Annotated in this window: 21 protein-coding genes; 16 read left to right on the plus strand and 5 right to left on the minus strand. The window is 73.4% G+C overall.

Annotated elements, in window-relative coordinates; translation table 11 throughout:
- Positions 1-2 precede the first annotated feature (2 nt).
- Genes IF04_RS0126795 through IF04_RS0126815 form a run of 5 tightly spaced genes read left to right on the plus strand, consistent with a single transcriptional unit; the run spans position 3 to position 8,160 of the window.
- Positions 3-881, plus strand: coding sequence for a carbohydrate ABC transporter permease (locus tag IF04_RS0126795; protein ID WP_030263181.1), 879 nt, complete (start codon positions 3-5; stop codon positions 879-881).
- Positions 878-1,708 (plus strand): carbohydrate ABC transporter permease, encoded by an 831-nt coding sequence (locus IF04_RS0126800; RefSeq protein WP_030263184.1) that lies wholly within the window; start codon positions 878-880, stop codon positions 1,706-1,708. The genes IF04_RS0126795 and IF04_RS0126800 overlap by 4 nt, the downstream gene beginning before the upstream one ends.
- Before the next feature lie 42 nt (positions 1,709-1,750).
- Complete coding sequence (locus tag IF04_RS0126805) at positions 1,751-2,974, plus strand: glycoside hydrolase 5 family protein (protein WP_030263187.1); 1,224 nt, start codon at positions 1,751-1,753, stop codon at positions 2,972-2,974.
- A gap of 15 nt (positions 2,975-2,989) precedes the next feature.
- The gene (locus IF04_RS0126810) at positions 2,990-6,034 is read left to right on the plus strand and encodes an alpha-mannosidase (protein WP_030263189.1); all 3,045 of its coding nucleotides are present in this window, start codon (positions 2,990-2,992) and stop codon (positions 6,032-6,034) included.
- Positions 6,035-6,036: 2 nt separating this feature from the next.
- A complete protein-coding gene (locus tag IF04_RS0126815; protein ID WP_051831591.1) occupies positions 6,037-8,160 on the plus strand; it encodes an endo-beta-N-acetylglucosaminidase in 2,124 nt (707 codons plus the stop codon).
- Between the two features lie 3 nt (positions 8,161-8,163).
- Here IF04_RS0126815 and IF04_RS0126820 read toward each other — a convergent pair whose 3' ends face one another.
- Positions 8,164-8,961: a GNAT family N-acetyltransferase gene (locus tag IF04_RS0126820; RefSeq protein WP_030263195.1), complete on the minus strand. Its 798-nt coding sequence runs from the start codon at positions 8,959-8,961 to the stop codon at positions 8,164-8,166.
- A gap of 263 nt (positions 8,962-9,224) precedes the next feature.
- Here IF04_RS0126820 and IF04_RS0126825 point away from each other — a divergent pair, with 263 nt between their 5' ends.
- The 11 genes from IF04_RS0126825 (at position 9,225) to IF04_RS0126875 (ending at position 21,878) form a co-directional block, all read left to right on the plus strand.
- Positions 9,225-10,193 carry a FecCD family ABC transporter permease gene (locus IF04_RS0126825; protein WP_425428456.1) on the plus strand — a complete coding sequence of 323 codons (969 nt, stop codon included), beginning with the start codon at positions 9,225-9,227 and terminating at the stop codon, positions 10,191-10,193.
- The gene (locus IF04_RS0126830; RefSeq protein ID WP_030263201.1) at positions 10,190-11,254 is read left to right on the plus strand and encodes a FecCD family ABC transporter permease; all 1,065 of its coding nucleotides are present in this window, start codon (positions 10,190-10,192) and stop codon (positions 11,252-11,254) included. Before IF04_RS0126825 ends, IF04_RS0126830 begins: the two co-directional genes overlap by 4 nt.
- A complete protein-coding gene (locus tag IF04_RS0126835; protein WP_051831592.1) occupies positions 11,251-12,093 on the plus strand; it encodes an ABC transporter ATP-binding protein in 843 nt (280 codons plus the stop codon). The genes IF04_RS0126830 and IF04_RS0126835 overlap by 4 nt, the downstream gene beginning before the upstream one ends.
- Before the next feature lie 67 nt (positions 12,094-12,160).
- Positions 12,161-13,171, plus strand: coding sequence for an ABC transporter substrate-binding protein (locus tag IF04_RS0126840; RefSeq protein WP_030263207.1), 1,011 nt, complete (start codon positions 12,161-12,163; stop codon positions 13,169-13,171).
- A gap of 87 nt (positions 13,172-13,258) precedes the next feature.
- Complete coding sequence (locus IF04_RS0126845; protein WP_030263211.1) at positions 13,259-14,449, plus strand: ATP-grasp domain-containing protein; 1,191 nt, start codon at positions 13,259-13,261, stop codon at positions 14,447-14,449.
- Entirely contained in the window at positions 14,446-16,272 is a 1,827-nt protein-coding gene (locus IF04_RS0126850; protein ID WP_051831593.1) for an IucA/IucC family protein, read from the plus strand. Before IF04_RS0126845 ends, IF04_RS0126850 begins: the two co-directional genes overlap by 4 nt.
- Complete coding sequence (locus tag IF04_RS0126855; protein WP_030263218.1) at positions 16,269-17,525, plus strand: MFS transporter; 1,257 nt, start codon at positions 16,269-16,271, stop codon at positions 17,523-17,525. Before IF04_RS0126850 ends, IF04_RS0126855 begins: the two co-directional genes overlap by 4 nt.
- Positions 17,525-19,303: an IucA/IucC family protein gene (locus tag IF04_RS0126860; RefSeq protein WP_030263221.1), complete on the plus strand. Its 1,779-nt coding sequence runs from the start codon at positions 17,525-17,527 to the stop codon at positions 19,301-19,303. The genes IF04_RS0126855 and IF04_RS0126860 overlap by 1 nt, the downstream gene beginning before the upstream one ends.
- Complete coding sequence (locus IF04_RS0126865; RefSeq protein ID WP_030263225.1) at positions 19,300-20,523, plus strand: type III PLP-dependent enzyme; 1,224 nt, start codon at positions 19,300-19,302, stop codon at positions 20,521-20,523. Before IF04_RS0126860 ends, IF04_RS0126865 begins: the two co-directional genes overlap by 4 nt.
- Before the next feature lies 1 nt (position 20,524).
- Positions 20,525-21,283: an HpcH/HpaI aldolase family protein gene (locus tag IF04_RS0126870; protein WP_030263228.1), complete on the plus strand. Its 759-nt coding sequence runs from the start codon at positions 20,525-20,527 to the stop codon at positions 21,281-21,283.
- A 145-nt stretch (positions 21,284-21,428) separates the two neighbouring features.
- The gene (locus IF04_RS0126875; RefSeq protein ID WP_030263232.1) at positions 21,429-21,878 is read left to right on the plus strand and encodes a DUF7144 family membrane protein; all 450 of its coding nucleotides are present in this window, start codon (positions 21,429-21,431) and stop codon (positions 21,876-21,878) included.
- Between the two features lie 55 nt (positions 21,879-21,933).
- Here IF04_RS0126875 and IF04_RS0126880 read toward each other — a convergent pair whose 3' ends face one another.
- The 4 genes from IF04_RS0126880 to IF04_RS0126895 all read right to left on the minus strand — a co-directional run bounded on the left by IF04_RS0126880 (position 21,934) and on the right by IF04_RS0126895 (position 26,517).
- Positions 21,934-23,172: an MFS transporter gene (locus tag IF04_RS0126880; protein ID WP_051831594.1), complete on the minus strand. Its 1,239-nt coding sequence runs from the start codon at positions 23,170-23,172 to the stop codon at positions 21,934-21,936.
- Positions 23,173-23,252: 80 nt separating this feature from the next.
- Positions 23,253-24,968, minus strand: coding sequence for a 3-hydroxyacyl-CoA dehydrogenase family protein (locus IF04_RS0126885; RefSeq protein ID WP_030263239.1), 1,716 nt, complete (start codon positions 24,966-24,968; stop codon positions 23,253-23,255).
- A 71-nt stretch (positions 24,969-25,039) separates the two neighbouring features.
- On the minus strand, positions 25,040-26,266 hold the full coding sequence (locus IF04_RS0126890) for a beta-ketoacyl-[acyl-carrier-protein] synthase family protein (RefSeq protein WP_030263243.1): 1,227 nt from the start codon (positions 26,264-26,266) through the stop codon (positions 25,040-25,042).
- Positions 26,263-26,517, minus strand: a complete 255-nt coding sequence (locus IF04_RS0126895; protein ID WP_030263246.1) for an acyl carrier protein — start codon at positions 26,515-26,517, stop codon at positions 26,263-26,265. The genes IF04_RS0126890 and IF04_RS0126895 overlap by 4 nt, the downstream gene beginning before the upstream one ends.
- Positions 26,518-26,554: the final 37 nt, after the last annotated feature.

The following is a 26,554-nucleotide window of genomic DNA, read 5'->3' on the forward strand; positions in this document are numbered from 1 at the left end:
CCATGAGCGTACGGACCCATCGCGCGGCCAGCCCCTGGCTGTTCCTGCTGCCGGGCCTGGCGGTGGTCGCGGCCTTCATCCTGTACCCCTTCCTCAGCACCGTGCAGCACGCCTTCACCGACGCGCGCACGCTCACCCCGGGCGTGTGGGTGGGGCTGCGCAACTTCCAGGAGATGCTGCAGGACCCGCAGTTCTGGACGGCGCTGCGCAACAGCCTGCTGTATGTGGTGGTCGTGGTGCCCTGCACGGTGCTGCTGCCGCTGCTGCTGGCCCTGCTGGTGGAAAAGCCGCTCAAGGGCGTTGTGTTCTTCCGCGCAGCCTTCTACACGCCGGTGGTCGCGTCCGTGGTCGTGGTCGCGCTGATCTGGGTGTGGATGCTGGACGACCGCGGGCTGCTCAACAGCATGCTGGAGGTGCTGGGCGCGGGCCCGGTGTCCTTCCTCGGGGACGCCTGGCTGGTGCTGCTGTGCGCGATGGCCCTGACGGTGTGGAAGGGCCTCGGCTACTACATGATCATTTACCTGGCGGCGCTGGCACAGGTGCCGAAGGAGCTGCACGAGGCCGCGGCCGTGGACGGCGCGGGGCCGATCCGCCGCTTCGTCACCGTCACCGTGCCCGCCGTGCGCTCCACGATGGTGCTGGTCGGTGCGCTGTCCTCGGTCGCCGCCTTCAAGGTGTTCTCCGAGGTGTACCTGCTGGCCGGGCCGACCGGCGGCCCCGCCGGGGAGGACAGCACCCTCGTGATGCTCGTCCAGCGCTCCGGCACGGGGCTGTCGGGCCGGGTCGGCTACGCCTCCGCGCTCTCCCTCGTCATCTTCTGCATCGCGCTGCTGCTGATGCTGCTCGTGCTGCGCGCCGACCGTAAGGAGAAGTCCGCATGACCCGCGTCGGCCGCACGGAGCGGGTCGTGCGCTACGTCCTGATGCTCGCCGTGCTGGCGATCACCGTCGGGCCCTTCCTGTGGCAGCTCTCCACCTCGCTCAAGGGACCCGACGAGAACATCTATCCCTCGCCGCCGTCCTTCGTCCCGCACGACCCGACCCTCGCCAACTACGCCGAGGTGGCGCGCATCATCCCGGTCTGGGACTACGCGCTGAACTCCCTGAAGGTCGCCGCCGCCAACGTCCTCACCAACTGCGTGGGCGCCTCGCTCGCCGGATACGCACTGGCGAGGCTGCGCTTCCGCGGCCGTACGGCGGCCGGCCTGGTCTTCGTCGCCGCGCTGCTCGTCCCACTGGAATCCATCATCATCGCGCAGTTCACCACCATGCGTGATCTGGGCCTGAACAACACCCTGGTCGCCGTCGTCCTCCCGGGCAGTGTCGGCGCGCTCAACGTGCTGCTGATGCGCAACGCCTTCCGCGCGATCCCGTACGAGATCGAGGAGGCGGCCGTCGTGGACGGCGCGAACGTCTGGCAGCGCTTCTGGCGCATCGCACTGCCGTCGGTGAAGGGCACCCTCGCGGTCGTCGCGATTTTTGCCTTCATGGGCGCCTGGGACGACTTCCTCTGGCCGCTGATCGTGCTCTCCGACCCGGACCACTTCACCCTCACCGTCGGCCTGAACTTCCTGCACGGCACCTTCGCCGACAAGCCGCGCGTGGTCGCCGCCGGAACCATCATCGCGGTGGCCCCGCTGATCGTGATGTTCGCCTGTCTGCAGCGTTACTTCTTCCGCGGCGTGGGTGAGGGCGCGGTCAAGGGCTGAGCGCCCGATCCGCCCGGCCCACCCCTGTCGAACAGGACCCGTATGCCCCCGATTCGCTTCGGTGTGAACTACACGCCCACCCGCGGCTGGTTCCACCACTGGCTCGACTTCGACCTGGACGAGGTCCGGGCCGACCTGGACTCCGTCGCGGCCCTCGGCCTGGACCACGTCCGCGTCTTCCCGCTCTGGCCGCTCTTCCAGCCCAACCGCACGCTGATCCGCCCGCGCGCGGTCGACCAGCTGGTCTCCCTCGCCGACGCGGCCGCCGAACGCGGTCTGGACGTCGCCGTCGACGGCCTCCAGGGCCATCTGTCCAGCTTCGACTTCGTGCCCGCCTGGACCACCACCTGGCACCGGCGGAACCTCTTCAGCGACCCGGACGTACTGGACGGCCAGGCGGCGTACCTGGAGACGCTGGCCGCGGCCCTCGCCGACCGGCCGAACTTCCTCGGTATGACCCTCGGCAACGAGACCAACCAGTTCTCCGGCGACCCGCATCCGGACCCCGACCGGATCACGCCCGATCAGGCCGCGGCCTGGTTGGAGCGGATGCTCGCGGCCTGCGAGCAGGGTGCGCCGGGCCGCCTGCATCTGCACGCTTCGTACGACGCGGCGTGGTACCTGGACGGGCATCCGTTCACGCCGGAACACTCCGCGACGCTGGGCGCACTGACCGCCGTACACGCATGGGTGTTCAACGGGACGGCACAGCGGTACGGGCGTGAGTCCACCGCCACCCGTCAACACGCCGCGTATCTGGTGGAGTTGTCCAAGGCGTGGGCGGTGGATCCGCGGCGCCCGGTCTGGCTCCAGGAGGTCGGTGCGCCGGCGCCGCACATCCCCGCCGAGCACGCCCCCGCGTTCGTACGGGACACCGTGCGCGCCGCGCTGGACTGCCCGGACCTGTGGGGCATCACGTGGTGGTGCTCGCACGACGTGGACCGGGCGCTGGCCGACTTCCCCGAGCTGGAGTACAGCCTCGGGCTGCTGTCGAACGAGCGGGAGGTCAAGCCGGTCGGCGAGGCGTTCGCCGAGGCCGTAGGCGCATTCCGGGCGGAGCCACGTGCCGCCGCGCCTCGCACGCTCGCCCTGGCCGTCGGGAGCGCGGGCCCCGACTGCGCCCCTGGCGGCCCGGTCTTCGAGGCATGGATGCGGCTCGCGGAACGCGGTCTGCGACCGGCCTGCGTAAGGACCGAACAGGCCGCCGACAGCGCGTACTTGAAGGACCGCGGCATCGCGGAAGTGATCCAGCCCCACGAGGCGTGAAGGAGCCGTACCGACATGCACGACCACCGCACCACCACCGAAGCCCGTCTGAAGCGGGTGCTGGAAGAGCGTCTGTGGCCCGCCGTGTATCCGGAGTCGGTGCCGCTGACCGTCGGCGTGTGGCACGCGCCCGGCGAGCCGGTACCGGTCGCAGAGGGCATCGCCGCGCCGCGTACGGCCATCGAAGCCGGTGCGCCGTGGGGCCCGCCGTGGGGCACGAGTTGGTTCACGGTCAGTGGCACCGTCCCCGAGGAGTGGGCGGGCCGTACCGTCGAAGCCCTGCTCGACCTGGGCTTCGACGAGAACATGCCGGGCTTCCAGTGCGAGGGCCTGGTGTACCGGCCCGATGGCTTCCCCGTGAAGGGCCTCAACCCGCGCAACCAGTGGGTGCGGATAGCCGCCCCGGCCCGCGGCGGCGAGGAGGTCCACCTGCACATCGAGGCGTCCGCCAACCCCGTCATCCTGGACTACCACCCCTTCCTCCCCACCGAGCTGGGCGACCGCGAGACGGCCGGTGACGTGCCGCAGTACAAGCTGGCCCGGATGGACCTGGCCGTCTTCGACCGGACCGTGTGGGAGCTGGCGCACGACCTGGAGGTGCTGGGCCAGCTCATGGCCGAGCTGGGCGAGGACACGGCGCGCCGGTGGGAAATCCTGCGCGCGGTGGAACGCGCCCTGGACGCGGTGGATCTCCAGGACATCGGCGGGACTGCGGCCCGCGCCCGTGAACTGCTGACCGACGTGCTGGCCGCGCCCGCGCACGCCTCCGCGCACCGCATCAGCGCCGTCGGCCACGCGCACATCGACTCGGCGTGGCTGTGGCCGCTGCGCGAGACGGTGCGGAAGGTCGCGCGTACGGCGTCCAACATGACGGCGCTGCTGGAGGACGACCCGGACTTCGTGTACGCGATGTCGCAGGCGCAGCAGTACGCGTGGCTGAAGGAGCACCGGCCCGAGGTGTACGCGCGGGTGAAGAAGGCGGTGGCGGACGGCCGGTTCGTGCCGGTGGGCGGGATGTGGGTGGAGTCGGACACCAACATGCCGGGATCCGAGGCGCTGGCGCGGCAGTTCGTGCACGGCAAGCGGTTCTTCCTGGAGGAGTTCGGGGTCGAGACGGAGGAGGTGTGGCTGCCGGACACCTTCGGGTACTCGGCGGCGCTCCCCCAGCTCGTCCGGCAGGCGGGCGCCAAGTGGTTCCTGACGCAGAAGATCTCCTGGAGCCGGGACAACAAGTTTCCGCACCACACCTTCTGGTGGGAGGGCCTGGACGGCACGCGGGTGTTCACGCACTTCCCGCCGATGGACACCTACAACGCGCAGCTGTCGGGCCAGGAGGTGGCGCACGCGGCACGCAACTTCCGGGAGAAGGGCGCGGCGACCCGGTCGCTGGCGCCGACGGGCTGGGGCGACGGGGGCGGCGGCACGACCCGCGACATGCTCGCGCGGGCGCGGCGGCTGGCCGACCTGGAGGGCTCGGCGCGGGTCACGTTCGAGAAGCCCGCGGACTTCTTCGAGAAGGCGCACGCGGAGTACCCGGACGCGCCGGTGTGGACCGGCGAGCTGTATCTGGAGCTGCACCGCGCGACGCTGACCAGCCAGGTCCGTACGAAGCAGGGCAACCGGCGCAGCGAGCATCTGCTGTACGAGGCGGAGCTGTGGTCGGCGACGGCGGCCGTGCGGACCGGATTCGCGTACCCCTACGAGGAGCTGGACCGGCTGTGGAAGGAGGTGCTGCTGCACCAGTTCCACGACATCCTGCCGGGCACCTCGATCGCCTGGGTGCACCGGGAGGCCGCCGAGCGGTACGCACGCATCGCGGCGGAGCTGGAGGAGCTGATCGGAGCGGCCCAGCGGGCGCTGGCGGGCGACCGGGCGGCCGGCGGCACGCTGGTTTTCAACGCGGCGCCGCACGGCCGGGACGGTGTACCGGCCCGCGGTGCGCGCCCCGAACCGGAGGCGGCGAACGGCACGGGCTGCGTGCCGCGCGCGGGCGGCGGCTACGTCCTGGACAACGGCCTGCTGCGGGCGGAGATCGACGGCCGGGGGCTGCTGGTCTCGCTGTACGACCTGCGGGCCGGCCGGGAGACGCTGGCCCCCGGCAAGGCGGCCAACCTCCTCCAGCTCCACCAGGACTTCCCGACGATGTGGGACGCCTGGGACGTGGACGAGTTCTACCGCAACACGGTGACCGACCTGGTGGACGCCGAGGCCGTGGAAGCGGTGGACGGCGGAACGGCGGGAGCCGTACGGGTCCGGCGTACCTTCGGCTCCTCGGCCGTCGAGCAGGTGCTGACGCTGCCGCCGGGCGCGGCGCGGCTGGAGATCGCGACCGAGGTGGACTGGCACGAGACCGAGAAGTTCCTCAAGGCGGCCTTCCCGCTGGACGTGCACGCGGACCGGGTCGCTGCGGAGACCCAGTTCGGGCACCTGTACCGGCCCACGCACACCAACACGAGCTGGGACGCGGCGAAGTTCGAGGCGTGCGCGCACCGTTTCGTGCACGTCGAGGAGCCGGGCTGGGGCGTCGCGGTGGTGACGGACTCGACGTACGGGTACGACGCCTCGCGTGCTGCCCGGGAGTCGGGCCGCGGCACGACCACGACCGTACGGCTCTCCCTGCTGCGCGCGCCGCGCTTCCCCGACCCGCGCACGGACCAGGGCGTCCACCGCTTCCGCTGCGCGCTCGTGCCGGGTGCCGGGATCGGTGACGCGGTGCGGGAGGGCTGGGCGCTGAACCTTCCGGAGCGGCGGGTGCCGGGCACCGCGGCGGTCGAGCCGCTGGTGTCGGTGGCCGACGAGGCCGTCACCGTCACCGCTGTGAAGCTCGCGGACGACGGCAGCGGGGATGTGGTGGTGCGGCTGCACGAGGCGCGCGGCGGGCGTGTCCGCACGGAGCTGGTCTGCGATTTCCCGGTGGCCGCCGCGGTCCGGTGCGACCTGCTGGAGCGGCCGGCCGGGACCGGTGAAGAGCGGTGCGAGGGCGACGTACTGGCCCTGGAGCTGCATCCGTTCGAGATCGTCACGCTGCGGCTGAGCCGCGGCGCCACAGAGGAGGCGTGACCGTGAGCAGTGGACCGCTGGATCGCAGAACCTTCGTGCGGATGCTGGGGGCGGCCGGGGTGGCCGTGGGGCTGGCCGGGCCGTTGGGTCCCTTCAGCGCGCCGCCCGCCGCCGCTGCCTCAGCGCGCGGCGCCCACCAGCCCTACATGCACGGCTACGACGCGGCGGCGCTGAAGTCCTGGAGCCCGGAGACGGACCGCTGGGCGCGGTACTTCCGCTCCCGTGTGCCGCTCGCCGCGCGCATCCCGGCCTTCGCCGCCACTCAGGCGGACCCGGACCTCGCCACCGGCCCGCAGCTGATGAACCTCAGCTTCGACTACGACAACTCCTTCTTCACCGCCTACAAGTACGGCGACGTCTTCGCCCGCAGGCTGCTGCGCTTCTGGCAGTACACCGATCTGTACGGCTCCTGGCACGGGCTGCCGGTGGACGGCTCGCCCGAGGACGAGCCGGTGCACGGCGTGGTCAACCCGCCGAACCCGGCCTGGACGGATGCCGCGCACCGCAACGGGGCGCGCAGTCTGGGCTGCTGGTTCTGGCCGCGTACGGGTGAGTTCGGTGACTATCTGGAGCGGCGGGCCGACGGCTCGTACCCGGTGGCCGACGGCATGCTCGCGATGGCGGAGTACTTCGGCTTCGACGGCTACTTCCTCAACCAGGAGGCCGAGATCTCGCCCGCCGACGCGCACGAGCTGATGCGGATGCTGGAGTATCTGCGCGCCAAGGCACCCGAGGGCTTCCACCTCCAGTGGTACGACACGATCATGACGAACGGGAAGCTGGACTATCAGAACGCGTTCAACGACAAGAACGCCGACTGGGTGCAGCACGGTGACACGCCCGTCAACCACAGCTTCTTCGCCAACTACTGGCTCACCGAAGAGGGCGTCGCGACCTCGCGCCGCACTGCCCTGGAGCGCGGCCTCGACCCGTACGAAGCGGTCTTCCACGGCACCGAGACCGAGAAGTACGGCTTCAACCCGCCCTTCGACGCCCGGATCGTCTGCCCGGACGGGGAACCGGCGCGCACCAGCTGGGCGCTGTTCGGCTCGCACTTCCCCTGGGACCGCTACCCGGACCGCGAGGACCCGGACGCGCAGGGTGAGGTCTTCGTGCGGGAGCGGCACTACTGGTCGGGGCCGAACGAGGACCCGACCCGGACCGGGCGCACGGAGTACGTCCCCTGGCCGGACGAGGACGACGGCAAGCCGCGCGACGAGCACAACTTCCGCAAGTGGGACGGCGTGGCCCGGTACATCACGGAGCGGTCGGTGATCGGCGGCTTCCCCTTCGTCACCCGCTTCAACACCGGGCACGGCCGCGCCTTCTTCCTGGCGGGCCGTCAGGTGTCCGACCGGGAGTGGAACAACATCTCCATCCAGGATGTGCTGCCCACCTGGCAGTTCTGGACGCGGGGAGCGGGCGGCGCCGAACCGCTGCGTGCGGAGTACGACTACGGGCTGGCCTACGACGGCGGCTGCTCGCTGCGCTTCGCGGGCCGCCTCACCCCGGAAGGGCCCACGACCGCCCGGCTGTTCAAGACCCGGCTGCGGGTCACGGGCGGGGAGCGGGCGCGGCTGGTGTACGCGACGGAGGAGCGGGCGGGCCGGGTCGAGCTGGGCCTGATCACCGAGGAGGACCCCGGGACCACGGTCTGGCTGCCCGCAGGCCGGCCGCGCGCGGGCGGCTGGACCACCGCTGAGCTGCCACTGGCCGCGCTCGCGGGGCGTACCGTCGCCGCGGTGGCCGTCCGGTTCTCCACCACGGGCGGTCCCGCGGACCACACCTTCCGGCTGGGCGAGCTCGCCTTCCTCGACGGCCGCCCGGCGCCCCGCCCGGCGGCGCCCGCCGGCTTCACGGTCGATGCCGTGCACCCCGACGGAGACACCGCCGAGGTCTTCCTCTCCTGGCGGCTGGCGCGGCAGGGCGTCTGGTACTACGACCTCACCCGGGAGCTGCCGGGCGGCCGTACCGAGTCGCTGGGGCGGATCTTCGACGACGTGTACTACGTCAAGGCGCTGGCCCGGGCCGGGGCGGAGCGCGGGACGGAGCTGCGGCTGACGGCGGTGGCGCCGGACGGCACGCGGGGCGGGACGGCCGTGGCCACGGTGCGCTGGCCGCACTGACCGTCAGCCGGCGGCCGCGGCCCCGGGGGTGAAGACGTAAGGGGTCGTGGTCGTCAGCGGCGTGAAGCCGAGCCGCTGGAGGATGGGGCGGCTCTGGTCGGAGGCGTCGACCTGGAGGTACGGGTAGCCGCGCGCCGCGGCGATGCGGGCGCGGTGGGCGATCAGGGCGCGGTAGATGCCGCGGCCGCGCCAGGCCGGGTCGGTGCCGCCGCCCCAGAGGGTGGCGAAGGGCGCGCCCGGCGGCAGTTCCATACGGGCCGCGCTCACCGGGGTGTCCCCGGCCATGGCGACCACCGCCGTCACCGTGTCCGGGGCCGCGGCGAGCCGGTCGAGGAGCTGGCTGCGGAAGCGGGCGCGGCCGGGGCCGAAGGCACGCTCATGGACGGCTGTCATGAGGTCGACACCGGCGGCGTCGGTCACCGGCTCCAGGCGGACACCGGCCGGGAGGTCCGCCGCGGCAGGGAGGTCATGGGTCTCGGCGACCAGCAGGGTCTCCTCGTCCTCGGGGACGAAGCCGGCCGCCAGCAGGCGGTCCGCGAGGCCGGCCGGGCGGTCGTGGGCGTGCAGCTTCCATTCGAAGGCGCGGCCGAGCGCGGTGAAGTACCGGATCTGTGCGGCGATGACGGCGTCCGCGGTGGCGGGCGTGAGGTCCGCCCAGAGGACGCCGTGCCAGCCGTCGGCCGCGTCGGCGGTCTGGCGGACCACACCGTCCACGCGCTCGATGCGGGCGCCGGGGCCGTCGGGCCGCGCGTCCTGTCGCATGCGCCGGTCGTACAACGAGAGCACCGCTGTGTGATTCATCCGGTCACCTCAGCAGGTGGCGTGCTTCCGGACAACCGGATTTGCGCCCGTCCGGAGGTGAGTGGCCGGGCCCGCGCGGGTAGGGAAACTGGGCCCGCGCCGCTTCGCCGGGGCACCAAATTGGACAGTTCGCCGATTCCCGTCAGCGCGCTTGCAGGTTTAGGTTTGCCTAACCTACGTTACGACGCGTGTTGACGACCAAACCACCAGCTACCGCGGCCCCCGTGGCCGGCGCGCGGCCTCCTTCGGCGTTGCTGCGGGGTATCCCGCTGCTGATCGCCGGGCTCTGCGCACTGGCCGTGTGCGCCGCCCTGAGCCTCGCCGTGGGCACGCGCTCGGTGCCGCTGTCCACCGTGCTCGACGCCCTGACCGGGCAGGCCCACGGGCGCGACGCCATCGTGGTCACCGGCCTGCGGCTGCCGCGCACCCTCGTCGGGCTCGCGGTCGGCGCCGCACTGGGCGTGGCCGGCGCGGTCGTCCAGGGCATCACCCGCAATCCGCTCGCCTCGCCCACGACGCTGGGCATCAACAACGGCGCGGGCTTCGCGGTCGTGGTCGCCATCTTCGCGCTGCATCTGACGCGGCCCGTGGAGTACGTCTGGTTCGCGTTCGCCGGTGCGGCCGCCGCCGCGCTGTTCGCGCAGGCGCTGGCCCGGCGGGCCGGCGACCTCGATCCCGTACGGCTCGCGCTCGGCGGCACCGTGCTCCAACTGGTGCTGCTCTCCTGGACCTCGACGGTGATGCTGGCGAGCAAGCGGTCGCTGGACGAGGCCCGCTTCTGGCTGGCCGGGTCGCTGGCGGAACGTCCCCTCTCCGTGCTGTACCCGATGCTCCCCACCCTCGTGATCGGCATCGTGCTCGCGCTGGCGATCACCCCGGCGCTCAACACCCTCGCGCTGGGCGACGATTCCGCGCAGGCGCTCGGCGTGCCGGTCGCCCGTATCCGTATGGCCGGCGGCCTGGCCGTCGTGCTGCTCGCGGGCTCGGCGGTCGCCGTGGCCGGTCCCATCGCCTTCATCGGCCTGGCCGCGCCGCACCTCGTACGGCAGCTGCTCGGCTCCGACCACCGGATGCTGGTGCCCGGCTGCATGATCGCGGGCCCGCTGCTGCTGCTCACCGCCGACATCCTCGGCCGGGTCGTCATCCGGCCCTCCGAGCTCCAGGTCGGCATCATCAGCGCCTTCCTGGGCGCGCCGCTGCTGGCCGTACTGGCGCGGAAGGTGGCCCGGTGAGCGACGTCCTGAAGACCGAGAAGGCGCGCGTCACAGCGCCGCACCCGGCCAAGCCCGCCCACGCCGGCCGCCGCACCCTGCTGCTGACCGGTGCCGCCCTCGTCGTACTGCTCGCGCTCGTCACCTGCTCGGTGGCGATCGGCGAGACGCCGCTGGCGCCCGACGCGGCGCTCCAGGGGCTGCTCGGCCTCGGTGACGGCGCCGACGTGCTGATCGTCCAGCAGTTCCGGGCGCCGCGCATGGTCGCGGCGATCATCGCGGGCGCGGGCCTGGCGGTGGCCGGCGCGCTGCTCCAGCGGATGTTCCGCAATCCGCTCGCCTCGCCGGACGTGATGGGCGTGACCGGCGGCGCCTCGTTCGGCGCGGTGGCGATGCTCGCCGCCGGTGCCTCCCAGGCGCTGATCCCGCTGGCCGCGCTGGGCGGCGGGCTGCTGGCCGCCGTGCTGCTCGGGGTGTTCGGCTGGCGCTCCGGCGTCAGCGCCACCCGGCTGGTGCTGGTCGGCCTCGCTGTCCAGGCCGGGCTGACCGCCGCGGTGAACTTCATGGTCGTACGGTTCCCCACCGAGCTGGCCGGCTCGGCGCTCCAGTGGACCACCGGCTCGGTGTACGGGCGGACCTGGACGGAGGTGTGGGCCGCGGGCGCCGCCGTGGTCGTCGCGCTGGCCGCCGCCTTCCTCCTGCACCGCAAGCTCGCCGTGCTGGACCTCGGCGACGACTCGGCCGGCGCGCTGGGCGTGAACACCTCCACCGCCCGCCTCCAGGTGCTGGTCACCGCCGTCGCGCTGGCCTCGCTGGCCGCCGCGCTCACCGGCCCCGTCGCGTTCGTCGCGCTGGCCGTCCCGCACATGGTGCGGTTCCTCGCCGGGCCGCCGACCGCGGGGACCCTGGCCCTCACCGGCCTCGCCGGTGCCGTCCTGCTGCTCGCCTCCGATCTGGTGGCGCAGCATCTGCTGCCGGTCAGCGGGCTGCCGGTCGGGGTGGTCACCGCCACCCTCGGCGCGCCCTGGCTGCTGGTGCTGATGATCCGTCAGAGCAGTTCCGTCAACAGGAGTGTCCGATGACCGCCAACCAGCTGAAGGCCCCGGAACAGCAGGCCAACCAGCTCGCTACGCACGGCCTCGACCTGCGCTACGGCGACCGGCTGATCGTCGGCGGCCTCGACCTGGAGCTGCCCGGCGGCGCCGTGACCGCCGTCGTCGGCCCCAACGCCTGCGGCAAGTCCACCCTGCTGCGCGGCCTGACCCGGCTGCTCGCCCCGGCCGCCGGCACCGTCACCCTGGACGGCTCCGACATCCACCGGATGTCCGCCAAGGCGCTCGCGCTGCGGATGGGCCTGCTGCCGCAGCAGCCGGTCACGCCCGACGCGATCACCGTCGAGGCGCTGGTACGGCTGGGCCGCTACCCGCACCAGAAGCTGCTCAGCCCCTGGTCCGAGAAGGACCAGGCGGCGGTGGAGGAGGCACTGGAGCGCACCGGTACCGCGGCGCTGCGCCACCAGCCCGTCGACCAGCTCTCCGGCGGTCAGCGGCAGCGCGCCTGGATCGCGCTCGCGCTCGCCCAGGACACGGACCTGCTGCTCCTCGACGAGCCCACCACCTTCCTGGACCTGCGGCACCAGCTCGATGTCCTCGACCTGGTCGCCGAACTGCACTCCGAGGCGGGCCGCACCGTGGTGATGGTGCTGCACGACCTCGGGCAGGCCGCCCGTTACGCGGACCACCTCGTGGTCCTCAAGGACGGGCAGCTGGCCGCGGCCGGCGCCCCCGCGGACGTCCTCGACGCGGAGCTGGTCAAGTCGGTGTTCGACGTCGACTGCCGGGTGATCCCCGACCCGGAGACCGGCACCCCGCTGGTCGTCCCCAAGGGCCGCGCGGTACGGCGTACCGCCGTGTCCGTCTGACGGCCCGTCACCGAGCCCCACCCCCCACTTCCGTCCCCGTCCGCTCACAGCAAGGAAGTACACCCTCATGTCCAACAGACCCACCCTGCGTGGCCTCGGCCGGCTCCTCGCCGCGCTGCTCGCCGTCGTCCTGGGCACCGCGGCGCTGGCCGCCTGCGGCGGCGCGAAGTCCGAAGGCGGCGACGCGAAGGAGGGTGCCTCCGGTGCCTTCCCGCGCACCGTGAACACCGCCATGGGCAAGGTCGAGATCCCGTCCGAGCCGAAGCGCGTCGTGGTCCTGGACACCGGCGAGCTGGACGACGTCACCATGCTCGGCATCAAGCCGGTCGGCGCGGTCTCGCCGCACATGAAGACCGAAGGCGGCTTCCCGCAGTACCTCAAGGGCAAGACCAAGGGCCTGACCGACGTCGGCCCGCTGCTGGAGCCGAACCTCGAGAAGATCGCGAGCCTCAAGCCCGACCTGATCCTGTCCTCCAAGGTCCGCCACGAGAAGGTCTACGACAAGCTCAAGGCGATCGCCCCGACCGTCTTCACCGAGACCACCGGCGGCCCCTGGAAGGCCAACCTGAAGGTCCACGCCAAGGCGCTGGGCAAGGAGAAGCAGGCCGCCGCGGCCATGAAGAGCTACGAGGAGCGCGCCAAGCACCTCGGTGAGGCCATCAAGAAGAAGGACAAGGGCCAGATGCCGAGCGCCTCGGTGGTCCGCTTCATCGCCGGTCCGACCCGCCTGTACCAGAAGTCCTCCTTCAGCGGCGTCGTCCTCGAGGACATCGGCCTGGAGCGCCCGAAGTCGCAGAGCTCCACCGACCCCGAGAAGCCGATGCTCGACGTCAGCCCCGAGGAGATCGACAAGGCCGACGCCGACCTGGTCTTCGTGACCGTCGCCGACACCCCGTCCAAGACCCAGAAGAAGGACGTCACGTCCAACCCGGTCTGGAAGGACCTGCCGGCCGTCAAGGACAAGAAGGTCTTCGAGGTGCCGGACGAGACCTGGATGTCCGGCATCGGCATCCAGGCCGCCGAGCACATGCTCGCCGACATCGCCGACGCCACCGGCGTCGAGCTGCCGAAGAAGTGACACCGGCGGGGGCGGGCCGTGTCCCCCGGCCCGCCCCCGCTCCCCGTCGTCCCCGCACCGCCCCCGAACCAGAAGGGGTCCCCGCTCATGCGGATGCACCTGCTCGCACTCAACCCCACCGACTCGGTCACCGACGGTTTCCTGCCCGCGGCCACCCACCTCGGCATCGATGTCACCGTGCTGACGGACCAGCCCGCCGCCCACCGGGCAAAATACCCCCAGATCGAGATCCTCGAGTGCGACGTCCACGACGTCCGCGCCGTCATCAGCCGGATCGCCGCGCACGGCCCCGCCGACGCGGTCTTCACCAACAGCGACCACCTGCAGACCCAGGCCGCCCTGGCCGCCGAGTACTTCGGGCTGCCCCGCAAGGACTGGCGCGCCACGCTGCGCGCCAAGAACAAGGCCGAGATGCGCCGCCACCTCGCCGCCGCGGGCGCCGACACCGTACGGTCGGTCCAGCTCGCGCCCGACGAGGAGCCGGACGTACTGGCCACCGCCGACCTGCCGTTCCCCTGTGTCGTCAAGCCCCGCGAGGGCGTGGCCAGCGAGGACGTCGTCCTCGCCGACGGGCCCGGCGAACTGGTCGAGCGGGCCAAGGAGATACGTTCCCGGCGCCCGGGAGCGGCGCTGGTGGCCGAGGAGTACCTGGCCGGCGAGCTGTACACCCTGGAGACGCTGGGCGACGGCCAAACGCGGCACGTGCTCGGCGGCTTCCACAGCGCGCTGTCCGCTCCCCCGGCCTTCATCGAGGAGCGGCACGAGTTCGTCGCCGCCCACCCTGAGCCTGTCGTCGCGCAGGTACTGGCCCAACTGGACGCGCTGGGCGTCGGGTTCGGCGCCTGCCACACCGAGTTCGTGGTCCACGAGGGCCGCGCCCGGCTCATCGAGGTCAACTACCGCGCCATCGGCGACCAGTGCGACCTGATGCTGGCCGAGGCGCTGGACATCCCGCTCTTCGAGCACATCCTCCGCACGCACCTGGGCGAGCCGCTGCCGGCCGACCTCGGCGCACGCACCGACGCCGCCGCGCGGGTGGAGTACGCCCTCGCCGACCGGGCGGGCACGCTCACCGCGGCGCCCGGCCCGCTGGACCGCACGGTCGACGGCGTGCACCTGACGTACCGTCCGCTGCGCGCGATCGGCGCCGAGCACCCGCACTACCGCACCAACCGCGACTACCTCGGTGTGCTGCGTGCCACCGGCAGCGACCAGCAGGCCGTGGACCGGGCCGCCGAGGCGTTCTTCGCCGCCGAGCGCTGGGAGATCACCCCGTGACCGCCGCGACGGAGACCCTGACCGCGCCCGCGACGGACAGCGGGCCCGAAGAGCACGAGCTGCTGGTACGTGTGCTCAGCGCGCTGCTGCGCGAGGACGTCGTGGGGCTGCGGTCCCGCGGCACCGTACTGGAGCGCCCGGACGGGCCCTGGCTGCGGCTCCCCGCCGGCAGCGACGGGACCGACGAGATCAGCGAGGCCGCTGAGGCGCTGCTGCTGCCGCTGGCCCCCGACGGGTACCAGGCCGAGTACGCCGCCCGGCTGCCGCTGCTCGTCCGCGAGTCCGACGGCGCACGGCTGAGCACCCTCGACGAGGTCCTCGGCGCGGTGCGGGCACTCGCCGACCCGCTCGACCATGAGGGGTTCGACGCCTTCGCCGAGGAGTGCCGGCAGACCCTGGCGACGCTGCGGCTGCACGCCGCCACGCAGGACGAGCTGACCGCCGCGCTGGCCGACCGGCACGGCCCGGACCCGGCCCGCTGGGCGGGCCTGACCGCCGGGCTCGCGCATGACGCGCTCGCGGCCCGCCTCGACCACCCGGTGTACCCGGCCTCGCGCGGCCGCTCCGGGCTGGACGAGGACCAACTCCGCGCGTACGCACCGGAGTTCGCCCCGCGCTTCGCGCTGCGCTGGCTGCTGCTGCCGCGTGCCGCCGTCACCGTGACCGGCGGCCCGGACGCGCTGCCCGCCTGCTGGCCGCACCCCGTCGACCTGGGCCGCCCCGACCTGGACGACAGCCACATCGCGCTGCCCGTCCACCCGCTGTCGCTCGGCGCCCCCCTGGACGCCGCGCTGCGCGAGACCGGGCTGGCCGAGGACGCGGTGCTCTCCGAGCACTCCTGGCTGGGAGCCGTGCCGACGCTGTCGATGCGTACCGTGGCGCTGGACGTCGATCCGCAGGTGCACCTGAAGCTGCCGCTGGCCACCGCGACGCTGGGGCTGCGCAACCGGCGCACCATCAAGCCCCGCACGCTCGTCGACGGTGCCGCGGGCCAGCGGCTGCTGGAGACGGTGATCGCCCGCGAACCGCGGTTCCGGGAAACGATCCTCCAGGCCGACGAGACGGTGTACGCGCACGCGGACCACGAGCTGCTGGCCGTACTGTGCCGCCGCTACCCGGCGGGACTGGACGGCAGCGCCGTCGTCCCGCTGGCCGCACTGCTCGCCCCGGCGCCCGGCGGGCGGCTGGTCATCGACCACCTCGCCGACCGCTTCTACGGCGGCGACCCGCTCGCGCTGCTCGACGCCTGCCTGACCCTGCTGTTCGACTGGCAGACCACGCTCTTCGGCTACGGCATCGGCCTGGAGTCCCACCAGCAGAACATCTCGCTGGTGCTGGACCGCACCGACGCGGGCGGCACCCGGCCGCGGCTGCTGTTCAAGGACAACGACGCGCCGCGGATCAACACCGTACGGCTGCGGGAGCGGCTGGGCGCCGACGCGCCGGACCCGGCGGACTTCGCCGACCCGCGGATCTTCAGTGAGAGCGACGGCCCGGTGGCCGACATGCTCGCCACGATCACCGTCCACCTGTGCGCCGGTTCGTACGCCTTCGGGCTGGCCCGGCACGGCCGGGCGCCGCTGGACCGGCTGCTGGAGCTGGTCCGGGACCGCCTCACCGAGGCCGTCGAGCGGCTGGGCACCGGCCCCGGCGAGCCCGGCGCGGTCCTCCGCGAGAAGCTGCTGGACGCCCCGCACCTGCCGGTCAAGGCCATGGTCAGCGCCGGGACGCTGCTGTCGAAGGAGCGCTCGGGCGCGGCCGACATCAACAAGCACTACACCACCGGCCCCAACTACCTGCTGCCGACGGGGAACATCCGATGAGCGCCACCGCACCCGAGGCGGTCCAGGCACCCGCCGCCGCACCGGAAGCACCCAAGGCACCGGCCCTGGGCCGCCGCCAGGTGCACGCCGTGGCCGGCTGCTACTTCGTGGCCTCCTTCGCCGCCCTCGGCCTGCCGCCGTATCTGACCGAGATCCTGCCCGACCTGGGCGACCACGCCGCCCGCTGGGCCGGTCTGCTCTACATCGTGCCCACCATCTTCGGCGGGCTCGGCGCCCCGCTGTGGGGGCGGCTGGCCGACCGGTTCGGCCGCAAACGGCTGCTCCTGCGCGCGCAGTTGGGGCTGGCGGCGGCGTTCCTGCTCGCGGGCTGGGCCGACTCGCTCGCCACCTTCACCGCGGCGCTGGTGCTGCAGGGCATCCTGGGCGGCACGTTCGCCGCGTCCAACGGCTATCTGGGTGCCGCGCTGGAGGGGCCCGCGCTGTCCAAGGCGCTGACGCTGATGCAGGGCAGCGCGCGGGCCGCGCTGGTCTTCGCGCCGATCGTGGTCGGCTCGCTGTCGCCGTGGCTGTCGCCGCACCGGCAGTACGCGCTGCTGGCCGTGCTGCCGCTGGCCGCCGCCGCGATGCTCGCGGCACTGCCGGAGCCGCCCCGGACGCGTACCGTCCCGGCGGCGAAGCCCGACGCGGCCGCCTCCGCCGCGCAGCCGGAGCGGGGCAGCACCGGAGCTCTCCGTGCCCTGCTCGCCCTGGAGTTCGCCTTCGTCTTCTCGACGGTGATCTCCTTCCCGTACCTGATCGAGCTCATCAAGGAGCGCATACCCGGGACCGGGTCCCTGGTCTCCGGCGTGCTCTTCGCGCTCCCGCACATGTGCTACCTGGCCGGCGCGATGGCGGTGCACGCCGCCTTCCGCACCCGGCCCCGGCTCGGCATCGCGCTCGGCTTCGCCTGCATCGCGCTGGGCTCGGCCGGGCACGGCGTCGCCGGGTCGCTGCCCGCGTTCATCGCCGTGCGCCTGCTGCTGGGGGCCGGCCTGACTCTGGGCCTGGTCTGCATGTCCGTGCTGGCCGCCGACTGCGCCAAGGGCCGTGCACCCGGGGGGCTGTTCGGCTCCATCGAATTCTTCTCGAAGGCCGGCGCGGTCGCCGCCGGCCTGGCAGCCGCGCTCGGCAACGGCCTGTTCGGGCCGTCCGCGCCGCTGCTCATCGGCACCGCCATCGCCGTGGCCACCGTGCTGGCGACCACCCTCCCCGCTCTCTTCCGTCGTCTTTCCCACACTCGCAGGAGCTCTTGATGCCTCCGCTGACGCATTCCACCGGCCCCGCGCGGGCCGCTTCCCCGGCCGGCGCGTCCCCCGCCGGCCTGCCCACCGCCGACGACGCCGTGGCACACACCCTCCTCAACTGCCTGCTCCGCGAGGTCTCGGGCCCGGAGCACCAGACCGCCGTGGACCACGGCCACCTGCTCCTGCGGCTGCCGCGCCGCGGCGTGCTGCTGCGCGTCGCGCTGCGCCGCACGTCGCTGATCGGCGCGCACCGCTTCACCGGCCCGGTCACCGAGCAGGACGGTGACGGCTGGGCCGAGGTCGGCTGGCACCGGCTGGCCGAGTACGTAAGCGCCGAGCTGTCGCTGCGGACCGGCGTGGACAACGACGAGTTCCTGACCCAGATCGCCGCCAGCCACCAGGCCACCGCCGCGGCGCTGGCCGGCCGGACGGCCGCCCCGACCCGTCCGGACGGCCCCTCGGCCACCGCCGGGAACTGGCACGACGCCTATGTGGCCTCCGAGCAGTCCCTCGTCCTCGGCCACCGCTTCCACCCCACCCCCAAGGCCCGCACCGGTGACCCCGTCGCCTGGCAGGAGTACGCGCCCGAGACCGGCGGGTCCTTCCCCCTGCTGCTGCTCGCCGTCCGCGCGGAGCTGCTCGCCGAGGAGAGCGTGGCCGCCGACGCCACCGCTCCGCTGGACGCCTTCGAGGCCGAGGTTCCGGAGGGGTACCGGCTGCTGCCCGCCCACCCCTGGCAGTACGAGCTGCTGCGCGATCAGCCGGCGCTCCAGGAGGCCCTGGACCGCGGTGACATCCGGGTCCTGGGCACCGCCGAGTTCCCGCACGCCGCGACCGCTTCGGTCCGCACGCTCTACACGGCCGACTCCTTCCTGAAGTTCAGCCTGAACGTGCGGATCACCAACTGCCTCCGCAAGAACTCCAGTTACGAGCTGACCGGCGCCGTCGCGCTCACCCGGCTGCTGGCTCCCGTGCTCGACGACCTGGCGGCCCGCTTCCCCGGCTGCGCGGTGCTCCGCGAGCCCGCGTACCGCAGCGTCGCGCTGCCGGGCCCCGACGGGCAGCCGGACACCGCGCTCCTCGAAGGCTTCGGTGTGATCGTCCGCGAGGGGCTGTCCCGGCGGCTGCTGCCCGGCACCACTCCGCTGCTGGCCGGCGCCGTCGCCGACGAGTACCCGTCGAGCGACGCGCACATCTCCCGGCTGCTGGCCGGTGCCGACGCCGAGACCGCGCTGAAGTGGTGGGCCGCCTACCTCGACCTGCTGGTCCCGCCGGTGCTGTCCGCCTACTTCGACCACGGCCTGGTCTTCGAGCCGCATCTGCAGAACGTGCTGATCTGCGTCGACGGCGACGGGATGCCCGCCCAGGTGCTGCTGCGCGACCTGGAGGGCACCAAGCTCGTCCCCGAGCAGCACGCCGACACGCTCGCCGCGCTGCCGCCCGAGGTCGCCGCGCCGCTGACGTACGACGCGCAGCGCGGCTGGGACCGCGTCGTGTACTGCCTGCTGGTCAACCACGTCTCCGAACTGCTCGCCGCCCTCGCCGACCTGCACCCGGACAGCGAGACCGAGCTGTGGGCCGAGGTGCGCCGCACCCTCCAGCGCCACGCCGACCGGCACGGCTGCCCGCCGCGGCTGGCCGCGCTGCTCGCCGGCGTGCCGCTGCCCGCCAAGTCCAATCTGCTCACCCGCTGGGAGCGCAAGGCCGACCGCGAGGCCGGCTACGTCCGGCTGCCCTCGCCGCTCGCCGAGGACGTGCTCTCCGCCACCGCCTGGAGCGCCCGATGACCCACCCCACTCCCGCGGTCAGCGACCGCGTTCACGCCCTCCGCCCCGAGGAACTCCCCGCGTACATCTATGACCTGACGGCACTTCAGGAACATGTGGCCGAGGTCCGGGCCGCCCTTCCCGAGCGCGTCGAGCTGTACTACGCGGCCAAGGCCAACCCGGAGCCGGAGATCCTCGCCGCGCTGCGGCCGCACGTGGACGGTTACGAGGTCTCCTCCGGCGGCGAGCTGGCGCACGTCAGCAAGGCCGTGCCCGGCCGCCCGCTGGCCTTCGGCGGCCCCGGCAAGACGCCCGCCGAGGTGATCCAGGCGCTGGAGCTGGGCGTCGAGCGGTTCCATGTGGAGAGCGTGTACGAGCTCCACATGCTCGCCGACCTGGCGGCCCGGCACGCCGGTGACCGTCGGATCGCCGTCCTCCCGCGCTTCAACCTCCCCGTCGGCGACGGCTCGCTGGACAGCGTGTCGCTCGCCATGGGGGGCCGCCCGACCCCCTTCGGCCTGGACCCCGACCAGGCCGACGAGGTCGTCCGGCTGCTGACCGACGGCAGCTACCCGCAGCTCGAACTGCGCGGCGTGCACGCCCACTTGGCGAGCGGTCTGGAGGCCGCCGAGCAGCTCGCGGTGGCGTCCTCGATCGTCACCTGGTCGGTGGAGCTGGCGGCCCGGCACGGTGTGCAGCTGCACGAGGTCGTGGTCGGCGGCGGGATGGCCGTCGACTACGCCGAGCCGGAGCGCCGCTTCGACTGGGCGGCGTACGGCGCGGGGCTCGGCCGGCTCGCCGACGCGCACCCCGGCCTGACGCTGCGCATCGAGCCCGGCCGCGCGCTCACCGCGTACTGCGGCTGGTACGCCACCGAGGTGCTGGACGTGAAGCACAGCCACGGCGAGGAGTTCGCCGTGGTCCGCGGCGGCACCCACCACCTCCGCACCCCGGCGACCAAGGGCCACGACCAGCCCTGCACGGTCCTGCCCACCGACGCGCCGTGGCCGCACTCGTGGCCGCGCTCGGCCGCGCAGGGCGACAAGGTCACCCTCACCGGCCAGCTCTGCACGCCGAAGGACCTGCTCGCCCGCGACGTCCCGGCGCCGGGTCTGCGCGCCGGCGACCGGGTGGCCTTCAGCCTGTGCGGCGCCTACGCCTGGAACATCTCGCACCACGACTTCCTGATGCACCCGCGGCCGGGGTTCCACTTCCTGGGCGGGGCCGGGGAGGACTCCTGACGTGCTGCGCACCAACGAGGTGAAGCGGAAGCTCGCGGCGGGCGAGGAGGTGCACGGCCTGTTCAACGTGCTCCCCGAGCCCGCGGTGGTCGAGATGATCGGCTGCGCGGGGTACGACTTCGTCATTCTCGACACCGAGCACACGCTCGTCGATCCGCGGCAGCTGGAGCACCTGATCAGGGCGGCGGAGACCAGCGGCGTCACGCCGTTCGTGCGGGTGCCCGAGGCGGACCCGGGCGCCGTGCTGCACGCGCTGGACGCCGGGGCCATGGGCATCGTGGTACCGCATGTGCGCGGCCGGGCCGATGTGGACGCCGCGGTGCGGGCCGCGCGCTACGCACCCGAGGGGATGCGCTCGCTCAACGGCGGGCGCATGCCCGGGTACGGCGGCACGGACCTGCGCGCGTACATCGAGCGGGCCAACGCCGAGATCATGGTCGTGCCGCTCGTCGAGGACGCCGAGGGCGTCGACGCGATCGACGACATCCTCGCGGGCGGCGGCGTCGACTTGGTCCTGCCGGGCCCCGGCGACCTCTCGCAGTCGTACGGCGTGCCGTGGCAGGTGCGGCACCCGCGCGTCCAGGAGGCGGTGCGCACGCTGCGTGCCGCCTGCGGCCGGCACGGCGTGCCCTTCTGTGCCATGGCCACCACTCCGGAGCGGCGCGCCGAGTGGCGTGCGGACGGTGTCACGGCCTTCGTCCTCGGCGAGGACCGGGATCTGGCCGCCCGGGCGCTGCGCGCCCATCGCGAACGGGTCTGAGACCGCCCGGTCCCGGCGTCCAGTACGCCATGCACGTCCGGGACCGGGTTCGTCCGGTAGGCAACGTATGTGGTGGACACCGGGGCGCGGCGGGACGACGCTGAACCGACGGCATTCGCACACGTATGTCACGAGGGGAGCCACCATGTCGCAGGCAGCACCCCACGCACCGGGCCCCAAGACGCCCCGGGCGCACGGCCCGGAGAGCGTCTGGGCGTCCAGCGGCACGCTCTTCGCCGGGGTCATGATGCTGGTCTCCGGGGTCCTGGGGGTCCTGGAAGGCATCGCCGGCATCGCCAACAACGAGGTGTACCTGCTGAGCAACGAGCTGACGGGCACCTACGTCTACGAGTTCGACACGACCGCGTGGGGCTGGATCCACCTGATCCTCGGCGTCCTCGTGGCTGTCACCGGTTTCGGCCTGCTGAAGGGCAGGGGCTGGGCCCGCAAGGCGGGCATCGTGCTGGCGAGCCTGTATGTGATCGCCCACTTCATGTGGCTGCCGTACCAGCCCGTGTGGGCCATCGTCGGCATCGCGCTCGGCGTCTTCGTCATCTGGTCGCTGTGCACGGACCGTACGCGCTACATCGCCTGACCGGCCCCGGAACCGAGGCCGCCCCGCTCCGCCGAGCGGGGCGGCCTCCGACTTCTCACGCCCGCGCCGCCGGCCTCGTACGTGCCGTGACGGCGATGCTGGTCAGGGCGAGCAGGACCACCACGGCGGCGAACACGGTGGCGGCGGTCTGCAGGGTGGTCGCCGTGACCAGCAGGCCGACGCCGATCGCCGGTACGGCCAGGCCCAGGTAGGCGGCGACGAAGTAACTGGAGATCAGTTCGCTCGCGCGGCCCGCCGGGGCCTCGGCCGCCACCAGCGCGAGCCCCGACCGGAACGCCACGCCACCGCCCGCGCCCGCCACGGCCGCGCCCGCCAGGAACAACGACAGTGAGGCGGCGGGCAGTGCGAGCACGATGGCGGCCAGCCCGAGCGGCACCACGACCATGCCCCACACGGCCGCCGTGCGCGGCGCGATGCGGGCCGCGGCCAGCTGGGCGAGGCCCGCGCTGCCGAACGCGCAGAAAACGACCGTTCCCGCGAGGACCGGGCTGGTGTGGTGCAGGCCCTCGGCCAGGAACTTGCCCGCCAGCGCGGAGAGCAGCCCGAGGACCGCGAACGAGCCGAAGACGGCGACGGCCGCCGCGGTGAACACCGGGCGGGCGGACACCGGTATCGACAGCCGCTGCGGCCGGATGCGGGCCTTCGCCCCGCCCTTGCGCACGGTCTCGGGGAGCGCGAGGACCAGGAGGCCGGGGAGGAGCAGGGCGGCGAGCACCACGTACGGGGTGATCAGCGGGGCCGGCGCGTACGCCACGAGCAGGCCGGAGAGCAGCGGGCCGACGCCCAGGCCCGCCATGTTGGTGACCGCGGCGATGAGCGCGGCGCGGGGCGGGCGGGCGTGCAGCTCGGCGAGGTAGGCGGTGGCCGCGCCGGTGGTCAGGCCGACCGAGACGCCGGACAGGACGCGGCCCGCGAGCAGGCCGGGGAGGGTGGGGAACGCGGCGAAGACCGCGCAGCTCAGCAGCCCGACGCCGACGGCCGGTACGAGGACGGCGCGCCGGCCGACCTGGTCGGACAGGCCGCCGGCCAGCAGCAGCGGGCCGAGGATGCCGAGCGCGTACGCCGCGAACACCAGGGCCACCATCAGCGGGGACAGGCCCAGGCGCGCGGCGTAGAGGGGGTAGAGCGGGGTGGGCAGGGTGCCGCCGAGCATCACCGTGAAGAGCAGGGCGGTGACCGTGCACACGGCGAGGCCGCGGCGGCGGGGCGGAGCGGGGGCATCCGTCGGCCGTGCGCGTGGCACGGTGCCGGAGGTGGTGCTGTCCATCGTCATGAGCCGTGTCTTTCCGGCCGGGCGCGCCCGGCCTTGCGTCGTTCTGCGATTGCTCGCCCGTTCCCCCGTCGTGCACTGCGTCAGGCCGCCACCGCGGCCGCCGCCTCCGTGAGGTAGGCGCGTACGCCCCGGCCCGCGCTCTTGCGGCCCAGGAAGCCGCCGTCGACCAGCCGCTCCAGCAGGGACGCGGGCGCGAACTCCGGTCGTCTGCCGTACCGCTCGTACAGCCGCCGGGCCACGGTGAGCGCGACGTCCGCGCCGACCGTGTCCAGCAGCCGGGTGGGGCCGATCGGCTGGCCGCCGACCGACTTCACCGCGGCGTCGAGCAGGGCCGGCCCGACCGCGCCGTCCTCCAGCAGCCCCAACGCGTCGTTGAGGTAGGGGAAGAGGAGCGCGTTGACGAGGAAGCCGGTGCGGTCGGCGCACTCGACGGGGGTCTTGCCGAGCCCGGTGATGAGGCGCCGGGCGGTGGCGAGCGCGGGCTCGCCGGTGCCCGCGGCGCGGACCAGTTCCACCAGCGGCATCGCCGGGGCCGGATTGAAGAAGTGCAGGCCGACGACGTCGGCGGGGCGGCCGCTCGCCTTGGCGCACTCCCCCACCGGCAAGCTGGAGGTGGTGGTGGCGAGCAGGGTGCCGGGCGCACAGACCGCGCCGAGCTCGGCGAAGAGGTCGCGCTTGACGGCGGGGTCCTCGACGACGGCCTCGATCACGAGCCCCGCGCGGCCGAGCACGCTCCGGTCGGCGGTGGCCGTCCAGCGGGTCATCGCCTCGGCCGGGTCGGGCCCGCTCGCCGCGGTGCGCTCCAGCCCGAACCGGACGGCCTCGTCTGCCGCTGCCGCCTTCTCCGCCGTACGGGCCAGCAGGGCGGTGCGGTACCCGGCGCGCAGGAAGACCTCGCCGATGCCGGTGGCCATCGTCCCGGAGCCGATGACGACGACCGGGCCGACGCCGGGGACGGGGCCGGAGGTGATGGTGGGCTTGGGTGTGGCGGTGACATTTCCGCACGCATACCCCCTCCCCGCCTTCGCCCCCAGCGCGCCCTGGCCGACCAACTTCCGCATTCCGGGCGGTGGTTGGAAGCGCGGCCCCAGGCGTCCGTGCAGACCGTCGAGGACGTCCAGCGCCGTGTCCAGGCCGATGGCGTCGAGCGTCCGCAGCGGGCCGTCGCGCCAGCCGGAGCCCAGCCGTACGGCGGTGTCCAGCGCGGCCGCGCTCGCGTGGCCCTCCTCGTGCATCCACGCGGCCTGGTTGAGCAGCGCGAAGAGCAGCACGGGGGCGACCGACCCCGGCAGGTCCGGTACCTGATGCGCCTTCAGCCCGAGGCGGCGCAGCAGCGCGAGGACGATCGCGGTGTGCCGCTCGGGCGTGCCGGGCGCGCGGGCCAGCTCGACCGCGGTGAGCCGGTCGGCCCGTACGAAGCGGAGGGCCTGCAGGCCGGGGCCGCCGCTCGCCGCGGCCAGTTCGGCGGCGGTCAGGGTCAGGGCCGTGGTGAGCACCGGCGTGCCGGGACCGCGGTGGGCGGCGATGGCCGCCAGCACCGCGCGCTTGGCCGCGGCCCGTTCCGGCACCGCCTCGATGACCACGTCGGCCGCGGCGACCGCGTCGAGGGCGCAGGTCACCTCCGTACCGGTACCGGCCAACTCCCGCCGGGCCCGGTCCGCGGACGCCTCGTCCTCCTCCACGCCGATCGTCCGCAGGCCCGCTTCGGCACAGCGCCGGGCCAGGGCCGCGCCCGCCGTGCCGAGGCCGACCACGGCGACGCTGCGCACACCGGCCTGTTCCGCTTCCTCGTCCATCGTTGCTGTTCCCCCTGTTGTGGCGCGTTTTCTCGGGTGCGGTGGTTTCTCGTGTGGTGCTGTGCCGCGGGTCATGCCGCGGTCAGTACGAGTGCCGCGTTGTGGCCGCCGAAGCCGAGCGAGGTGCTGACGGCCACGTCGAGCGGTGTGGTGCGGGCCGCGCCGGTCACCACGTCGATCTCGATCTCCGGGTCCAGCGCGGTGACGTTGGCGGTGGGTGGTACGACGCCGTCGCGCAGCGCCAGTGCCGTGTAGGCGGCCTCGACGGCGCCCGCGGCGGCGAGCGTGTGCCCGGTGACGCCCTTGGTGGAGGTCACGGCGGCGCGTGTACCGAGGACGCGGTGCAGCGCGCGGGCCTCGGTGAGGTCGTTCATGGGCGTGGAGGTGCCGTGCGCGTTGACGTGGCCGACGTCGTCGGGCGCCACGCCCGCGTCCCGCAGTGCCGTACGCAGCGCACGGGTCACACCCCTGCCCTCCGGGTCGGGCGCCGTGGCGTGGTGGGCGTCCGAGGAGGCACCGTACCCGGCGAGCCGGGCATAGCCGCGCGCACCGCGGGCCCGCAGGTCATCGGCGCGTTCCAGGACGAGGACCGCGGCGCCCTCGGCGGCGACGAAGCCGTCCCGGTCGGCGGCGAACGGGCGGGAAGCGGCGGCCGGTTCGTCGCGCCGCGTGGAGAGGGCGCCCATGCGGGAGAGGCCGGTGAGCGTCGCCGGGGTGATCGCCGACTCGGTGCCGCCCGCGAGGACGATGTCGCACACGTCGGCGGCGAGCCAGGCGCGGGCGGTGCCGAGGGCCGCGGCGCCGGAGGCGCAGGCGGTCGCGGTGACCAGGCTGGGCCCGTGGACACGCTGGTCGATGGCGACGTACCCGGCGACCATGTTGACCATCGCCATGGGGATCATCAGCGCGGAGACCTCGTCGGGCGCGCCGTCGTAGTACGTGCGGTGCTGGGACTCGAAGGTGGCGGTCCCGCCGAGGGAGTTGCCCAGGACGACGCCGACGCGGGTGCCGTCCCAGGTCGCCGGGTCGTGTCCGGCGTCCGCGACGGCCTGCCGGGCGGCGACCATCGCGAGCTGGACGAAGCGGTCCAGGCGCCAGGCGGTGCGCCGGCCGAGCAGCGCGTTCGCGTCGAAGTCCGGTACGCGGCAGGAGAAGTCGACGGTCAGACCGGCGAGTTCGGGGTCGCGGGCCGCGGCGGATCTGCCTGCGCGGACGCGCTCCCAGTTGGCCTCGACACCGATGCCCGCCGGAGTGACGAGACCGATGCCGCTGATCGCGACCTCCCGGCCTGCGCTCATGCCAGGCCGCCCTTCTCGGCGACGACCGCGACGGCGTCGTCGATGCGGAAGGAGGACTGCAGGTCGCCTTCGGCCAGGACGATGCCCAGCTCCTTGCGGACGAGCAGGCCGAGTTCGACGAGGATGAGCGAGTCGATGTCCAGCTCGTCGAAGGTGGCGCCGGCGAGGATCTCGTCCTCGGGCAGCCCGAACTTCTCGCTCAGCAGCGTGACGAGGCGGGTCTTGATGTCGGCAGGGGCAAGGGTGGGCATGGGGTTCCTTGTCGTGTCGAGAGGGATCGTCGGGGTC

Source organism: Streptomyces violens (assembly GCF_000717745.1).
GTDB classification, from domain to species: domain Bacteria; phylum Actinomycetota; class Actinomycetes; order Streptomycetales; family Streptomycetaceae; genus Streptomyces; species Streptomyces violens.

Excerpts from the sequence above, each read along its gene's own strand:
- IF04_RS0126840 (WP_030263207.1), top strand. The coding sequence starts at position 12,161 with ATGTCCAACAGACCCACCCTGCGTGGCCTCGGCCGGCTCCTCGCCGCG.
- IF04_RS0126795 (WP_030263181.1), top strand. The coding sequence starts at position 3 with ATGAGCGTACGGACCCATCGCGCGGCCAGCCCCTGGCTGTTCCTGCTG.
- IF04_RS0126845 (WP_030263211.1), top strand. The coding sequence starts at position 13,259 with ATGCGGATGCACCTGCTCGCACTCAACCCCACCGACTCGGTCACCGAC.
- IF04_RS0126895 (WP_030263246.1), bottom strand. The coding sequence starts at position 26,517 with ATGCCCACCCTTGCCCCTGCCGACATCAAGACCCGCCTCGTCACGCTG.
- IF04_RS0126875 (WP_030263232.1), top strand. The coding sequence starts at position 21,429 with ATGTCGCAGGCAGCACCCCACGCACCGGGCCCCAAGACGCCCCGGGCG.
- IF04_RS0126810 (WP_030263189.1), top strand. The coding sequence starts at position 2,990 with ATGCACGACCACCGCACCACCACCGAAGCCCGTCTGAAGCGGGTGCTG.
- IF04_RS0126805 (WP_030263187.1), top strand. The coding sequence starts at position 1,751 with ATGCCCCCGATTCGCTTCGGTGTGAACTACACGCCCACCCGCGGCTGG.
- IF04_RS0126855 (WP_030263218.1), top strand. The coding sequence starts at position 16,269 with ATGAGCGCCACCGCACCCGAGGCGGTCCAGGCACCCGCCGCCGCACCG.
- IF04_RS0126880 (WP_051831594.1), bottom strand. The coding sequence starts at position 23,172 with ATGACGATGGACAGCACCACCTCCGGCACCGTGCCACGCGCACGGCCG.
- IF04_RS0126820 (WP_030263195.1), bottom strand. The coding sequence starts at position 8,961 with ATGAATCACACAGCGGTGCTCTCGTTGTACGACCGGCGCATGCGACAG.
- IF04_RS0126835 (WP_051831592.1), top strand. The coding sequence starts at position 11,251 with ATGACCGCCAACCAGCTGAAGGCCCCGGAACAGCAGGCCAACCAGCTC.
- IF04_RS0126885 (WP_030263239.1), bottom strand. The coding sequence starts at position 24,968 with ATGGACGAGGAAGCGGAACAGGCCGGTGTGCGCAGCGTCGCCGTGGTC.
- IF04_RS0126890 (WP_030263243.1), bottom strand. The coding sequence starts at position 26,266 with ATGAGCGCAGGCCGGGAGGTCGCGATCAGCGGCATCGGTCTCGTCACT.
- IF04_RS0126860 (WP_030263221.1), top strand. The coding sequence starts at position 17,525 with ATGCCTCCGCTGACGCATTCCACCGGCCCCGCGCGGGCCGCTTCCCCG.
- IF04_RS0126865 (WP_030263225.1), top strand. The coding sequence starts at position 19,300 with ATGACCCACCCCACTCCCGCGGTCAGCGACCGCGTTCACGCCCTCCGC.
- IF04_RS0126800 (WP_030263184.1), top strand. The coding sequence starts at position 878 with ATGACCCGCGTCGGCCGCACGGAGCGGGTCGTGCGCTACGTCCTGATG.